Genomic DNA, 13,080 nt, shown 5'->3' on the forward strand with positions numbered 1-13,080 from the left:
ATTTTCGCAAATGCGAAGGATGAAAGCGCGGTTGCGCCAAACGCAATCGCTTGCTGCAATTTTAACCATCCCCACGTCCGTTCGAGTCGCCGGTAAAGCAAATGTCAGGGCTTTGCCCCTAAGCGGGGCCGATGCATTATCGCCGCGATATCGACGGACTGCGCGCCCTGGCGATTCTGCCGGTGCTGCTGTTCCACGCCCATGTGCCGGGATTTGATGGCGGCTATGTCGGCGTCGATATATTCTTCGTCATTTCAGGCTATCTGATCACCGGCATCATCGCCCGCGAAGTCGATGATGGCCGCTTCTCACTCGCGCGCTTTTACGAGCGGCGATTCCGGCGGATCGTCCCGGCGCTGGGGCTGATGATATTGGTGGTGCTGGGGCTGAGCGCCTGGCTCTATCTGCCCGGAGACCTGGAGGGGGTGCCACGGTCCGCGCTGGCCGCCACGCTGTTTGCATCGAACCTGTGGTTCTTTACCGACACCGGCTATTTCGCGGGGGGCGCGGACGTCAAGCCGCTGCTCCACACATGGTCGCTGGCGGTGGAGGAACAATATTATATCGGCTTCCCCATCCTGCTGATGCTGATCGCCCGCTTCGCTCCGCGCTGGCGAACGGCGGTGGTGATGGCGATTGCGCCAGGATCGCTGCTGCTGTCGATCGCGATGCAGCGCGATACCAGTGGTTTCGCCTTCTATCTGTTGCCGACGCGCGCCTGGGAATTGCTGGCGGGGGCGTCATTGGCGCTGGGCGTCGTGCCCGCGCTAAAGGCGCGCTGGTTGCGCGAGCTGGTAGCATGGGGCGGGATCGCCGGAATCGCGTTCGCGGTCGGCTGTTATGATCGCGACACGCTGTTCCCCGGCATCGCCGCCCTCGCCCCGGTGCTGGGCGCGGCAGCGCTGATCCACAGCGCGCCGGGGACGAGCGCGGGACGGTTGCTTGGCTGGGCGCCACTGGTGGGCGTGGGTCTTGTCTCCTACTCGCTCTATCTGTGGCACTGGCCGCTGATCGTGTTCACCGAATATGCGACCGATATGGCCGTTACGGGCTGGACGCGAATCGCGGTCATTGCCGGATCATTTGTCGCAGCGATCCTGTCCTGGCGCTTTGTCGAGCGCCCTTTCCGCGATTCGCAGGCGATGCCCGCGCGCACCATCTTCCGCTTCACCGGCGCGACCATGGCGCTGCTGTGCAGCCTGTCGCTGGCCTTGATGGCGGCGGGTCCATGGCCATCGCGTTTCGCGCCGACGGTGTTGGCGCAGGCCGCCGGGCGCGACGACATCAGCCCCGAACGCAAGCGCTGCCACGACATATTCGCCCGTGGCGCGACGCCATGCGTGCTGGGCGCGGCGGTCCCGCCCGATGCGATGCTATGGGGTGACAGTCATGGGGTCGAACTGGCCTATGCGCTGGCGCTGGAGGCCAGGGCGCAAGGATGGGCGCTGGTGCAGCGCACGACATCGAGTTGCCCGCCGGTGCTGGGCTATGATGCGCCCAGGGATGCGCGGTGCGCGGCGGCCAATCGCGCCGCCTTTGCCGCATTGCGCGCAAACCCCGCCATCCGCCGCGTCTATCTGGCCGCCTTCTGGGCCAATGGCGCGTTTGACGATCCGGCATTCGTGGCGAAGCTGGACCGCAGCATCACCGCGATCCGGGCAGAAGGGCGGGAGGTCGTGCTGATCGGCGCGGTGCCTCCGCAACCCTTTGACGTGCCGCGCCGCCTTGCCCACCTCGCACGCGCCGGGCGACTGGCAGAGGCGCAAGGCGTCGCGCGGTCCTGGCTGGATGCGCGGACTGTCCATTTGCGCGCGCTATTTGCGCGATGGCAGGCACGGGGCGTCAGGCTGATCGATCCGGCAGTCGCGCTGTGCGATGCCCGGCACTGCGCGATCGAGCAGGACGGCAAGCCGCTCTATTTCGATTCGCACCATCTGAGCGTAACGGGCGCGCGGTTGGTCATCGCGCGCGGCGGCTGACGCCTATTCGGCCGCCAGCGCATAATCGGCGCGCGGCAATTCATTCGCCAACGCCTGGGCGATGGCCATGATGATCCCCTGTATCCGGGCGAGGCCCGGCCCCGGCTGATCCAGCACGTCATCCAGATAGAGGCTGCGATCCACCTCTATCTGGATCGCGTGCATGCCGCTTTCGGGACGACCATGGCGTTCGATCAGATGATCGCCGGCATAGGGATGGTTTTGCGCCGCGACGATGCCATGGCCCGCGGCGACATCGGCCGCGAGCGTCATCAGCCGGGTGGAGGCGCTGCGCCCGAACCGATCGCCCAGCACGATTTTGGGCGCTTCCTGCCCGGCGGCGGGCGGCGGCAGCGGCGGCATGGAATGAAGGTCGATCAGGATCGCATGGCCAAAGGCGTCGCGCGCTGCCCTCATCAGGCGGGTCAGTTCGGCATGATAGGGCCGGTGAATCGTTTCGATCCGGCGCTGCGCCTCGCTCCACGCCACAGGCTTGTGCCATAATTCATGCGCGCCGACCATGCGGCGGGGGAAAAGGCCCAGCCCGCCGCGCAGCTTGACGCTGCTCTGAAGCGCGGCGTCGCGCGGCGCGCCGACGAGCATGGCAGGGTCGATTTCGCGCTCGTGACGGTTGAGGTCGATCAGCGCGCGCGGCGCGCGGGCAAGGATGACGGTGAAGCCGCGCGCGATGAGCGGATGGACCAGCAGGTCGGCCCAGCGATCTTCCAGCCGTTGCAATTGTTGCCGCCGTACCCGCGCTTGCGCCAGCAGTTCGGGCGGATAATCGCGCCCGGCATGGGGTACGGAAAGGATGATGGGCCGGTCGGGATTGACGGGGCCGAATTGGTCGAAACCCGCCTCGGTCCGGGCGGGAGGACATGGCGCGGGACGATCCAATAAGGCTCCTTTCACCGGCCATATGAGTGGCCGCACCAAAAATGGTTACTTGGCTGGATAATGTTTACACCTTGTCGCATATATCGGACAGGGACGCCACCCTGACGGGGGCATGGGGGACAGGCCGGAAACGGCAATGAGAGTAGCTGGCGCAATGGTTCGCATATTATTGGCGGAAGATGACGAGAGTATGCGGGTCTATCTGGCCCGTGCGCTGGAACGGTCCGGCTATGAGGTCGTGGCCGTCGCGACCGGCACCGAAGCCCTGCCCCATATCGCGTCCGACCGATTCGACCTGTTGCTGACCGATATCGTGATGCCCGAAATGGACGGGATCGAACTGGCGCAGCACGCGGCGTCCGTGGCCCCGGACATGCGGATCATGTTCATTACCGGCTTTGCCGCGGTGACGCTGAAGGCCGGGAAGGCAGTGCCGCAGGCCAAGGTATTGTCCAAGCCCTTCCACCTGCGCGACCTGGTGCTGGAGGTTGAACGGATGTTCGGCAGCGAAAGCCTGACCGGGCTGAACTGACCCCGCCCGTCAATCCTCGATCACTTCTTCCATATCGGCCGTGGGGTTGAGCGGGATGCCGGCCATTGCGGCGGTGAGCCTTTCGCGGTCCAGCCCCTTTTCCCACGCCGATACGACGATGGTGGCGACGGCGTTGCCGACAAAGTTGGTGAGTGCCCGAACCTCGCTCATGAAGCGGTCGACCCCCAAAATCAGCGCCATGCCCGCGACGGGCACCGACGGCACGATCGACAGCGTCGCCGCCAGCGTGATGAACCCCGCGCCCGTCACGCCCGCCGCGCCCTTGGACGAAATCATCGCGACGAGCAGCAGCAACACCTGCTGTTGCAGGGTCAGGTCGACATTGCATGCCTGCGCGATGAACAGCGCCGCCAGCGTCATGTAGATGTTCGTGCCGTCGAGGTTGAAGCTGTAGCCGGTCGGCACGACCAGCCCGACCACCGACTTGCGGCAGCCCGCCCGCTCCATCTTCTCGATCAGGCTGGGCAGCGCGGCTTCGGACGAGGATGTTCCCAGCACGAGCAGCAGTTCCGCCTTCAGGTAACGGATGAGGTGCAGGATGTTGAAGCCGGCCAGCCGCGCGACCGTGCCCAGCACCACCAGCACGAATAGCAGCGAGGTCAGGTAGAAGGTCGCGACCAGACCGACCAGATTGGCAAGCGTGCCCACGCCATATTCGCCGATGGTGAAGGCCATCGCCCCGAACGCCCCGACCGGCGCCGCCTTCATCAGGAAGGCGACCAGTTTGAATACGGCATGGCTGGCCGATTCGAGGACCGCCATCAACGGCGCCGCCTTGTCGCCGATCATGGTCAACGCGATGCCGAACAGGATGGCGACGAACAGGACTTGCAGGATGTTGCCGTCCGCGACCGCCGACACCATGGTCGACGGGATGATGCTCATCAGAAAGCCCGTCAGCGTGGTTTCATGCGCCTTGTGCGCGAAGTCCGCGACCTTGCCCGCGTCGAGGCTGGCCGGATCGATATTCAGGCCAGCACCCGGCTGGACCAGATTGGCGACAATCAGCCCGACAATGAGCGCGAGCGTCGAAAAGGTCAGGAAATAGGCAAAAGCCTTGGCCGCGACCCGGCCGATCGCGCCCAATTCCTTCATTCCGGCAATGCCGGTGACGATGGTGAGGAAAATGACGGGGGCGATGATCATCTTCACCAGTTTGATGAATGCGTCCCCCAGCGGCTTCAGCTGCACGCCCATGTCGGGAAAGAAATGGCCGATGCTGACGCCCAGCGCGATCGCGATCAGTACCTGAACATAGAGTTGGCGATACCATGGCAGACGCGGCGTCGTCTGGATCGGCGAAGATGGCGATGGCAGCATAGGTCTGGCGTCCCCCTGTTTGCACCGCAGCATATGGGCCGTCCCTGCCCTGTCCAGAAGAATGTCGCACCCCTGCAATTTCCCGCTTGCGCAGGTCCGGTCCCCCGGCTATTGGCCCAACTCCCGTGGGCGTATAGCTCAGTGGTAGAGCACTGTGTTGACATCGCAGGGGTCGCAAGTTCAATCCTTGCTACGCCCACCATGACAAAGCCCGTCGCCTGGTTTCAGGTGGCGGGCTTTCTCTTTTGCTACAGGCGGAGGATGATATGATCCCGGTTTGCGAGACGATTTCGGGGCAGCGCCTGTTGTTCGTGATGGCGGCCGACGCGGAATATGGGCCGCAACTGCGTGCCCGATTCGCGCCGTTGATGACCGGGGTTGGCCCGATCGAGGCGGCATTGGCGACCGGCATTGCCCTGCACGACATGGCGCGCGCAAACGCCCTGCCCGATCTGGTCGTCTGCCTGGGATCGGCCGGATCGCGGATCTGCGGGCTGGGCGAAGTGGTGCAGGTGGCCAGCGTATCGTGGCGCGACATGGATGCGTCGCGGCTGGGGTTCGTAAAGGGGGTGACGCCGTTCGCCGATCATCCGGTCGATCTGCCGCTGGTCACGCCCCTCGCTTTGCCGAGCGCGCGGCTGTCGACCGGCGCCAATATCGTGGGCGGCGATGACTATGCGGCGATCGACGCCGACATGGTGGACATGGAGACATTCGCAGTGGCGCGCGCCTGCGCCCGTTTTGGCGTCCCGCTGATGGGGCTGCGCGGCATTTCCGACGGGCCGGGCGAACTGGCCCATATCCATGGCTGGACGGCGTTGCTGGGCCTGCTGGACGAGCGGCTGGCACTGGCGGTCGACGGGTTGGCGGCCGCGCTGGCAAAATAGCGACGTGCGAGGGTCGGCTACTCGCCCGCAAATGCCATGATGGCCCGCGCGGCGACGCCTTCGGCGGCGAGCGCCGCCATGCCGCCGAGATCGGGCAGGTCGATCGCGAACAGGGCCATCAGCACGCTTGCCCCCTGTTCGCGCAGCAATTGCGCCGCAGCCACAGCCGTCCCGCCAGTGGCAATCAGATCATCGACCAGCACCACGCGCGCGCCCTTGGGCACCTGGCCTTCATGCAGTTCCAGCCGGTCGGTGCCATATTCCAGAACATAATCGATGCCCACGGTCTTGCCGGGGAGCTTGCCCTTCTTGCGCACCGGCACGAAGCCCTTGCCGAGCGTGAACGCCAGCGCCGCGCCCAGGATGAAGCCCCGCGCCTCGACACCCACGATCAGGTCCGGGTCCAGCGGACGGGCAATGTCGGCCAGGCGCGCGGTCAGGTCGCGCAGCCCTTCCCCATCGGCCAGCAGCGTCGTGATGTCGCGAAACTGGATGCCCGGCTTGGGAAAGTCGGGAATGGTGCGAATGAGGTCGGTCAGGTCGCTGGTCATCGCGCCCCTATAGAGAAAGGGCGCGGCTTCCTCAAGAAACCGCGCCCTTTGCTATGCTTGTCCTGTCGGACCGGACGGTCAGGCCGCCTTTTTCTTGTCAGCCCAGATATTCTGATAGGACATATAAGCCAGGCCCGTCGCGATCAGCAGGAAGATCAGCGTCGCCAGACCCGCGCGCCGACGGTTTTCCAGCTTGGGTTCGGCGGTCCAGGTCAGGAAGGCCGAAACGTCCTGCGCCATCTGGTCGACGGTCGGCTTGGGCTGGCCGGGACCATAGGTCACCTGGCCATCAGCCGTCAGCGGCGGCGCCATGGCAAGGTTGAGGTTCGGGAAATAGGGGTTGTAGTGCAGCCCTTCCGGCGTCTTGGCGTCCGGGAACTCCTTGAGCAGTTCAGCCGGCTGCGCCTGGAAGCCCGTCAGCAGCGAATAGACATAGGCGCTGCCATGGTGGCGGGCCTTGGTCATCAGCGACAGGTCTGGCGGGATCGCATTGTTGTTCGCCGCCGCCGCCGCGACATTGTTCGCGAAAGGCAGGGGGAAATGATCCGCGGGCACGGGATCGCGGCTCGACGCCTCACCAGTGGCCGGGTCGACCGACGGGGTCTTGATCGCCCACTGCTTGGCGATCGCCTTCACTTCGGCTTCGTTATAGCCGAGCGCCTGAAGATCGCGGAAAGCGACGAATTTCAGGCTGTGGCAAGCCGAGCAGACTTCCTTGAACACCTGGAAGCCGCGTTGCAGCTGCGCCTGGTCATATTTGCCAAGCGGCCCGTCAAACGAGAAGGACACATGCTTTACCGGCTTGTGGAATTCATGCTCCACGGTCGGCTGCGGCGGTTCGGAGACATAAGCCACCGCACCAACCAGGAAGGAGATGAACAGCCAGCCTGCAAAAAAGAGGCCGACGAGGAATGCGCCAATGCGAACCATGGTCTTATCTACCCCTTATTCGGCCGGAACCGCGACGGTTTCGCCGTCGGTCTTGCCATATTTGGCCAGCACAGCCTCGGTAATCGAGCCGGGCAGCGGGAGCGGCTTTTCAAAACGCGAGATCAGCGGAAGGATGATCAGGAAGTGGGCGAAATAATAGGCACCCGCCAACTGGCTCATCATGACATAGGGTTCTTCGGCCGGCGCGCCGCCCAACCAGCCCAGGATCAGCACGTCGAGGCACAGGATCCAGAAGAACTTGTTGAAGGTCGGCCGATACTTGCCCGACCGCACCGGCGAGGTGTCAAGCCAGGGCAGGAAGAAGAGCAGCAGGATCGACGCGAACATCGCCAGCACGCCCAGCAGCTTTGCGGGCACGAAGAAGAAGTCCACGGTGAACGCGCGCAGGATGGCGTAGAAGGGCCAGAAATACCATTCCGGCACGATGTGCGCGGGGGTCGAGAGCGGGTTCGCCTCGATATAGTTATCCGGGTGGCCCAGGAAGTTGGGGGCGAAGAACAGCAGCGCGCAGAAGGCGATGAGGAACACTCCCGCGCCGAAGCCATCCTTTGCGGTATAATAGGGGTGGAACGGCACAGTGTCCTGCGGCCCCTTCACTTCCACGCCGGTCGGGTTCGAGGAACCGGGAATATGCAGCGCCCAGATGTGCAGGATGATGACACCGGCAATCACGAAGGGCAGCAGGAAGTGGAGCGAGAAGAAGCGGTTGAGCGAAGCGTTACCAGGGGCAAAGCCGCCCAGCAGCCAGGTCTGGATCGGTTCGCCCACGACCGGGATCGCGCCGAACAGGCCGGTGATCACCTTTGCGCCCCAGTAGGACATCTGGCCCCAGGGGAGGACGTAGCCCATGAAAGCGGTCGCCATCATCAGCAGAAAGATGACGAGGCCGAGCAGCCACACCATTTCGCGCGGCGCCTTGTAGGAACCGAAATAGAGGCCGCGGAAAATGTGGAGATAGACGACGATGAAGAAGAAGCTTGCCCCGTTGGCGTGAGCATAGCGCATCAGCCAGCCCGCGTTCACGTCACGCATCGTCTGTTCGACGGTGCTGAACGCGACGAGATCATTGGCGCCGTAATGCATCGCCATGATCACGCCGGTGACGATCTGGATCACCAGCGCAAGACCGGCGAGAACACCGAAGTTCCAGAAATAGTTGAGGTTGCGCGGCACGGGATAGCCCGCGCCAACGGCGTTATAGGCGAGACGCGGAAGCGGCAGCTTCTCGTCGATCCACACCATGACCGGATTTTTCGGCGTATATTGCTCAGCCCAGGGAAAGCTCATCGTTTCTTACCTCAGCCTACGAGAATGGCGGTGTCGGAAGTGAAGGCGAACTTCGGCACTTCCAGGTTCTTGGGCGCGGGGCCTTTGCGGATGCGCGCGGCGGTATCGTAGGACGAACCATGGCATGGGCAGAAATAGCCGCCATATTCACCCCGATTTTCACCTTCGCCCGCGCCCAGCGGCACGCAGCCCAGATGGGTGCAGACACCCATGGTCACCAGCCACTGCTTCTTGCCATCCACGGTGCGCTCTTCCAGCGTCTGCGGATCGCGCAGCGTGGAAGGGTCCACCTTGTCGGCTTCGGCGATTTCCTTTTCCGTCAGCTGGCGCACGAAAAGCGGCTGGCTGCGGAAGGTGGTCTTGATCGCCTGACCCGGCTGGATGGCCGAAAGATCAACTTCGGTCGATGCAAGCGCCAGCACGTCGGCGCTGGGGTTCATCTGGTCGATCAACGGCAGGACGACGGCAACAGCGCCGACCCCCGCGAAACTCACCGCAGCGATGTTGATGAAATCGCGACGACGCACCCCATCATCGCCGGATAGACCCGTGCTGTCTGTATGTTCAACGATCGCCATGCACCTTAACCCTTGCAAGAACGTCCCTGATCCCGCCGGAGCGCCGTTTCCGGCGCCATTATGTCAAGGAATTCGGATGGCCATGCGAAACGGCCCCGCCTTCCCCCCGGCGTGGTTCGCGGGCCTGATAACCTCAGTGCGCGCTCTTTGCCAACAGCAAAGTCACTGACCCTATGACAATTTGCCCCGCTGCATTATGGCGCGGGTCATGCGTACAGCCCTTTATCAACCCGAAATAGCGGGCAATGTCGGCGCGATCCTGCGCCTGGCCGCCTGTTTCGCCGTGCCGGTGGACATCATCATGCCAACCGGATTCGCCTTTTCCGACGCGCGGCTGAAGCGCGCGGCCATGGACTATGGCGCGTCGGCCGATGTCACACGCCATGCCAATTTCGCGGCCTTCGACGCCGAACGCCGCGCGCAGGGCCGCCGCCTGCTGCTGATGAGCGCCCATGCGTCGGAGCGGCTGCCCGACGTTGCCTTCCACGCCGACGACGTGTTGCTGATGGGATCGGAAAGCGCCGGCGTACCGGAGACGGTGCGCGATATGGCCGACATCCGCATCCGCATTCCGATGGCGGCGGGGTTTCGATCCTTGAACATCGCCGTTTCCACGGGCATCGCCGTCGCCGAAGCCCTGCGCCAGACCGGAAAGTTCCCGCAATGACCCCTGCCCCGATAACCCCAGCCCCTGTGCCCACTGTTCCCTTTGCCCTCGATTCCCGGCAGCAGGCCGCGCGCGCCTGGTTCGAATCGCTGCGCGACCGAATCTGCGCCGCGTTCGAGGCGATCGAGCGGGAGGCCGGCAGCGACGCCCGCTTTGCCTACACCCATTGGGACCGCGAAGCCGAAGGGCAGGCGCCCGGCGAAGGCGGCGGCGGCGTGCGCGGGGTGATGAAGGGCAAGATTTTCGAGAAGGTCGGCGTCAACGTCTCCACCGTCGGCGGGGAATTCGCCCCCGGATTCGCGCAGACGATCCATGGCGCGGCCGAAAACCCCGCCTTCTTCGCCACCGGCATCAGCCTGGTCGCGCATATGGCCAATCCCCACGTTCCCGCCGTGCATATGAACACGCGCTATCTGGTGACGACCAAAAGCTGGTTCGGCGGCGGCGCGGACCTGAACCCGCCCTTGCCGCGCGAGGAGGATACGGCCCATTTCCACGATGTGCTGAAACGCGCCTGCGATGCGCATGACGGGGACTATTATCCCCGCTTCAAGGCGTGGGCCGACGAGTATTTCTACATTCCCCATCGCAGCGTGCATCGCGGGGTCGGCGGGATTTTCTACGATCATCTGGAATGTGCCGACGATGCCGGGTTCGACGCCAACTTCGCCTTTACCCGCGCGATCGGCGAGGCTTTTCTGGAGGCGTATCCGCCGATCGTAAGGCGGCGCATGAGCGACGAATGGAGCGAGGCGGACTATGCCCAAATGCTGGAATGGCGCGGCCGCTATGCCGAATTCAATCTGGTGCATGACCGGGGGACGCTGTTCGGCCTCAAGACCGGGGGCAATATCGAGGCGATCCTGATGAGCCTGCCGCCCATGGCCAGCTGGAGCTAAGGCGCGATGGGGTCTATCCCGGTCGAGCCCGGGATGGTGGCGGCGGTCGTCACTCATCTGGAAATGCGGGCGCGCCCCCGCCCCGCGCCGATTCCACCCGCCCCGCTGCAACTGGTGCGATGGAAGGCGCCGAAGATCGACACCTATCGCGCCCTGTTTCGTCGGGTGGGCGAGCCATGGCTGTGGTTTTCACGGCTGGTGATGAGCGACGAATCGCTCGCTGCGATCATCCATGATCCGATGGTCGAGATTTACGCCGTTGCTGATCCACGCGGGATCGAGGTCGGATTGCTGGAGCTGGACTTCCGCGCGATGCCCGATTGCGAACTGGCCTTTTTCGGGCTGGTGCCGCAACTGAACGGCAAGGGCCATGGCAAATGGCTGATGGCGCAGGCCAGGGCGCTGGCATGGCGCAAGGGGGTGGAGCGATTCTGGGTCCACACCTGCACGCTCGATAGTCCCGCAGCGCTGGGATTCTATATGAAGGCCGGGTTCGTGCCGACCAGGCGCGAGATCGAGACATTCGCCGACCCGCGCCTCGCCGGTATTTTACCGCGCGACTGTGCGCCGCATGTGCCGTTGCTGGATCAGTCCGCCAACGCCTGACGATAGAGGCGGGCGATCATGACCAGCATATAGACCTGGATGGCTGTCGAAATGACAGCGCCAGCGACTCCGCCGATCAGCCGCGCCGCTTCCGCGCCGCCGATGAGGCCGCCGATCAGACCGAAGATCGCCTGCGCCGCCGTGCTGGCGATCGCCGATACAATCAGGGTGATGAGGATGAAGGCCAGCAGCCGCCAGAAATGGCCGCGCGTGAGTGACCATGACTGACGCAGCGAGGGCATGACGCCAGCGCTGCCGTCAATCACGACCGGATTGAGCAGCATCAGCCGGATACTGGCGAAGAGCGCCAGCCCGACCAGCCCGAATCCCAACAGAACCCCGCCGCCCGCTGCCAGCGGCTTCGACACCAGTGACAGCAGGATCATGACGGTGACCAGCACCATCGCAGCCGCCATCAGCGCCCCGATCACCACCAGGGCCGTACCGATCAATACGGGCAGGCGATTGAGGCCCAGGCGCAGCGCTTCGCCGACGCTGATACCGGGACGCAGGGCCAGCGCGAACAGGGTGAGCGATCCGAACCAGACCAGAAGGACCGCCACTATCAGTCCCAGCCAGTAGCTGAGGGGAACCGCAGGCATGGTCGATGCGGTGGGCGAGAGCGACCAGGCGGCGAGTTCCGGCGGGGTCATTTCCTGCAGGATCAGGCCCGGCAGCGCCACGAACAGCAGCGCGACGGGGAAAAGCAGCGTGGCTTCGCGCGCGACGAAGGCCACGGCCTCCTCCCATGCCTTGCCAATGGACATCGTTGCCATATCTTGAACTGCCTGCCTGATCGCTGCGTAAAACCGGGTCGAGACTTGATCGCTCGCCCGGCCCAAGTCAAGGAAGGGTCATGAGCCAAATTTTGCCCTTTCCCCCTGACGTCGAATGGCGCGTGGACAGATCACCTGTCGCTTACCCGCAAGCGCTGGCGGACATGGAGGCGCGCGCCGCTGCGATCCATGCGGGCGAAGCGGGCGAGCGGGTCTGGCTGATCGAGCATCCGCCGCTCTACACCGCCGGGACGAGCGCCGATCAGGCGGAACTGATCGACCCGCGCTTTCCGGTCCATGATGCCGGGCGCGGCGGGCGTTATACCTATCATGGGCCGGGGCAGCGGATCGGCTATCTCAACATCGACCTTGGCAAACGCGGCAAGGATGTCCGCAATTTCGTCCATCATCTCGAAGGCTGGATGATCGCGGCATTGAGCGATCAGGGCATTGCTGCGCGGCGGGCGGAAGGGCGGATCGGCATCTGGACCGACGACCGCGACGGGCGGGAAGCGAAGATCGGCGCGCTGGGCATTCGGGTGCGGCGCTGGGTGACGCTCCACGGCTTTTCGATCAATGTCGATCCAGACCTGACCCATTTTACCGGCATCGTGCCATGCGGGATCAGCGAATATCCCGTCACCAGCATTGCGGCGCTAGGCGGCAACGCCTCCATGGCCGCGCTGGACGATGCTTTACGGGCGCATTTCCCTGCTTTTCTCAATCGCTTGGGCCGATGCGGCACGGGGGTTGAGCAATGCGGAACGGACCGCTAGGGTCTGGCCTTTCGCCGGGCGAGGCTGCCGGGCCTGAAGGAGACCCGGATGCGCCGTAACGCAATGACCGTAGCTTTCGCCATGCTGTTTGCGCTTGCCGCCTGTGGCAGTGCCGACAAGGGCGGCAACAAGGTCGAGATGAAGGATATGGAAGTGGTGGACGGCACCGCGACCGATGCCATGACCGATCTGGACGGGGTGCAGAGCGAAGGCACGGCGGTCGCGATGCCGAATAGCAATGCAGCCGACAATGCGGCGGCCGCTCGTCCCAAGCCAGCCGAGCAAAAGGCGCAGGCCGAAGATGCGGAGGTTCTGGCCGATCAGTGACGGTTCAGCCCTGATATAGTTTGTCG

Annotated in this window: 15 protein-coding genes and 1 tRNA gene; 9 read left to right on the forward strand and 7 right to left on the reverse strand. The window is 64.2% G+C overall.

From position 1 onward, the window contains the following. Window positions 1–131: 131 nt before the first annotated feature. Window positions 132–1,979 carry an acyltransferase family protein gene (locus tag IWY39_RS07675; RefSeq protein WP_107124441.1) on the forward strand — a complete coding sequence of 616 codons (1,848 nt, stop codon included), beginning with the start codon at window positions 132–134 and terminating at the stop codon, window positions 1,977–1,979. A 3-nt stretch (window positions 1,980–1,982) separates the two neighbouring features. Here IWY39_RS07675 and IWY39_RS07680 read toward each other — a convergent pair whose 3' ends face one another. Beyond that, the gene (locus tag IWY39_RS07680) at window positions 1,983–2,876 is read right to left on the reverse strand and encodes an N-formylglutamate amidohydrolase (RefSeq protein WP_107124440.1); all 894 of its coding nucleotides are present in this window, start codon (window positions 2,874–2,876) and stop codon (window positions 1,983–1,985) included. A gap of 154 nt (window positions 2,877–3,030) precedes the next feature. Here IWY39_RS07680 and cpdR point away from each other — a divergent pair, with 154 nt between their 5' ends. Then, complete coding sequence (gene cpdR / locus IWY39_RS07685) at window positions 3,031–3,408, forward strand: cell cycle two-component system response regulator CpdR (RefSeq protein WP_017182848.1); 378 nt, start codon at window positions 3,031–3,033, stop codon at window positions 3,406–3,408. A gap of 9 nt (window positions 3,409–3,417) precedes the next feature. On the opposite strand, the gene IWY39_RS07690 is transcribed toward cpdR, so the two are convergent. Continuing rightward, entirely contained in the window at window positions 3,418–4,749 is a 1,332-nt protein-coding gene (locus IWY39_RS07690) for a dicarboxylate/amino acid:cation symporter (protein ID WP_095686789.1), read from the reverse strand. Between the two features lie 127 nt (window positions 4,750–4,876). Between IWY39_RS07690 and IWY39_RS07695 the strand changes: the two genes are divergently transcribed. Both IWY39_RS07695 and IWY39_RS07700 read left to right on the forward strand, forming a co-directional pair. Continuing rightward, window positions 4,877–4,951: transfer RNA gene (locus IWY39_RS07695), tRNA-Val, on the forward strand. Between the two features lie 64 nt (window positions 4,952–5,015). Further along, window positions 5,016–5,636 (forward strand): 5'-methylthioadenosine/S-adenosylhomocysteine nucleosidase, encoded by a 621-nt coding sequence (locus tag IWY39_RS07700; protein WP_107124439.1) that lies wholly within the window; start codon window positions 5,016–5,018, stop codon window positions 5,634–5,636. A 17-nt stretch (window positions 5,637–5,653) separates the two neighbouring features. Here IWY39_RS07700 and IWY39_RS07705 read toward each other — a convergent pair whose 3' ends face one another. The 4 genes from IWY39_RS07705 to petA all read right to left on the reverse strand — a co-directional run bounded on the left by IWY39_RS07705 (window position 5,654) and on the right by petA (window position 9,003). Continuing rightward, complete coding sequence (locus IWY39_RS07705) at window positions 5,654–6,187, reverse strand: adenine phosphoribosyltransferase (protein WP_107124438.1); 534 nt, start codon at window positions 6,185–6,187, stop codon at window positions 5,654–5,656. Window positions 6,188–6,265: 78 nt separating this feature from the next. Then, on the reverse strand, window positions 6,266–7,117 hold the full coding sequence (locus IWY39_RS07710; RefSeq protein ID WP_017182852.1) for a cytochrome c1: 852 nt from the start codon (window positions 7,115–7,117) through the stop codon (window positions 6,266–6,268). Between the two features lie 15 nt (window positions 7,118–7,132). After that, entirely contained in the window at window positions 7,133–8,425 is a 1,293-nt protein-coding gene (locus IWY39_RS07715) for a cytochrome b (RefSeq protein ID WP_017182853.1), read from the reverse strand. A gap of 11 nt (window positions 8,426–8,436) precedes the next feature. Then, on the reverse strand, window positions 8,437–9,003 hold the full coding sequence (petA, locus tag IWY39_RS07720) for a ubiquinol-cytochrome c reductase iron-sulfur subunit (RefSeq protein WP_017182854.1): 567 nt from the start codon (window positions 9,001–9,003) through the stop codon (window positions 8,437–8,439). A 196-nt stretch (window positions 9,004–9,199) separates the two neighbouring features. Between petA and IWY39_RS07725 the strand changes: the two genes are divergently transcribed. From IWY39_RS07725 to IWY39_RS07735, 3 genes are read left to right on the forward strand one after another with little or no spacing between them, the layout of a single operon-like run. After that, window positions 9,200–9,670, forward strand: coding sequence for a tRNA (cytidine(34)-2'-O)-methyltransferase (locus tag IWY39_RS07725; RefSeq protein WP_196871637.1), 471 nt, complete (start codon window positions 9,200–9,202; stop codon window positions 9,668–9,670). After that, the gene (gene hemF / locus IWY39_RS07730; protein ID WP_107124436.1) at window positions 9,667–10,569 is read left to right on the forward strand and encodes an oxygen-dependent coproporphyrinogen oxidase; all 903 of its coding nucleotides are present in this window, start codon (window positions 9,667–9,669) and stop codon (window positions 10,567–10,569) included. Before IWY39_RS07725 ends, hemF begins: the two co-directional genes overlap by 4 nt. A gap of 6 nt (window positions 10,570–10,575) precedes the next feature. Continuing rightward, window positions 10,576–11,175, forward strand: a complete 600-nt coding sequence (locus IWY39_RS07735; protein WP_107124435.1) for a GNAT family N-acetyltransferase — start codon at window positions 10,576–10,578, stop codon at window positions 11,173–11,175. Here the strand turns inward: IWY39_RS07735 and IWY39_RS07740 are convergent. Beyond that, entirely contained in the window at window positions 11,157–11,951 is a 795-nt protein-coding gene (locus IWY39_RS07740; RefSeq protein ID WP_107124434.1) for a hypothetical protein, read from the reverse strand. The genes IWY39_RS07735 and IWY39_RS07740 overlap by 19 nt on opposite strands. An 80-nt stretch (window positions 11,952–12,031) precedes the next feature. Between IWY39_RS07740 and lipB the strand changes: the two genes are divergently transcribed. Together lipB and IWY39_RS07750 are read left to right on the forward strand one after the other, a co-directional pair. Then, the gene (gene lipB, locus IWY39_RS07745) at window positions 12,032–12,727 is read left to right on the forward strand and encodes a lipoyl(octanoyl) transferase LipB (RefSeq protein ID WP_107124433.1); all 696 of its coding nucleotides are present in this window, start codon (window positions 12,032–12,034) and stop codon (window positions 12,725–12,727) included. A 48-nt stretch (window positions 12,728–12,775) separates the two neighbouring features. After that, window positions 12,776–13,054, forward strand: coding sequence for a hypothetical protein (locus IWY39_RS07750; RefSeq protein ID WP_026002334.1), 279 nt, complete (start codon window positions 12,776–12,778; stop codon window positions 13,052–13,054). Window positions 13,055–13,080 lie beyond the last annotated feature (26 nt).

The sequence above is a fragment of the Sphingobium sp. JAI105 genome, from assembly GCF_015752145.1.
Lineage (GTDB): Bacteria > Pseudomonadota > Alphaproteobacteria > Sphingomonadales > Sphingomonadaceae > Sphingobium > Sphingobium xenophagum.